The sequence below is a fragment of the Paenibacillus sp. S28 genome, assembly GCF_016624415.1.
GTDB classification, from domain to species: domain Bacteria; phylum Bacillota; class Bacilli; order Paenibacillales; family Paenibacillaceae; genus Paenibacillus_AQ; species Paenibacillus_AQ favisporus.
In genome coordinates this window covers 1-676 of sequence record NZ_JACVTM010000048.1, presented here as the reverse complement: position 1 = coordinate 676, position 676 = coordinate 1, and the positions used below count along the sequence as shown (strand labels likewise).

At 56.1% G+C, this 676-nt stretch carries 1 rRNA gene; it reads right to left on the bottom strand.

Going from position 1 to position 676, the window contains the following annotated elements:
- Positions 1-676 (bottom strand): 23S ribosomal RNA (locus tag IAE55_RS33580); the annotation flags it as partial.

The following is a 676-nucleotide window of genomic DNA, read 5'->3' as shown; positions in this document are numbered from 1 at the left end:
GGATAAGCCCTCGACCGATTAGTATTGGTCAGCTCCATGCATTGCTGCACTTCCACCTCCAACCTATCTACCTCGTCGTCTACAAGGGGTCTTACATACTGGGAAATCTCATCTTGAGGGGGGCTTCACGCTTAGATGCTTTCAGCGCTTATCCCGTCCGTACGTAGCTACCCAGCCATGCTCCTGGCGGAACAACTGGTGCACCAGCGGTACGTCCATCCCGGTCCTCTCGTACTAAGGACAGCTCCTCTCAAATTTCCTACGCCCACGACAGATAGGGACCGAACTGTCTCACGACGTTCTGAACCCAGCTCGCGTACCGCTTTAATGGGCGAACAGCCCAACCCTTGGGACCTACTTCAGCCCCAGGATGCGATGAGCCGACATCGAGGTGCCAAACCTCCCCGTCGATGTGGACTCTTGGGGGAGATAAGCCTGTTATCCCCAGGGTAGCTTTTATCCGTTGAGCGATGGCCCTTCCATGCGGTACCACCGGATCACTAAGCCCGACTTTCGTCCCTGCTCGACTTGTAGGTCTCGCAGTCAAGCTCCCTTCTGCCTTTGCACTCTTCGAATGATTTCCAACCATTCTGAGGGAACCTTGGGGCGCCTCCGTTACTCTTTAGGAGGCGACCGCCCCAGTCAAACTGCCCACCTGACACTGTCCCCATACCGG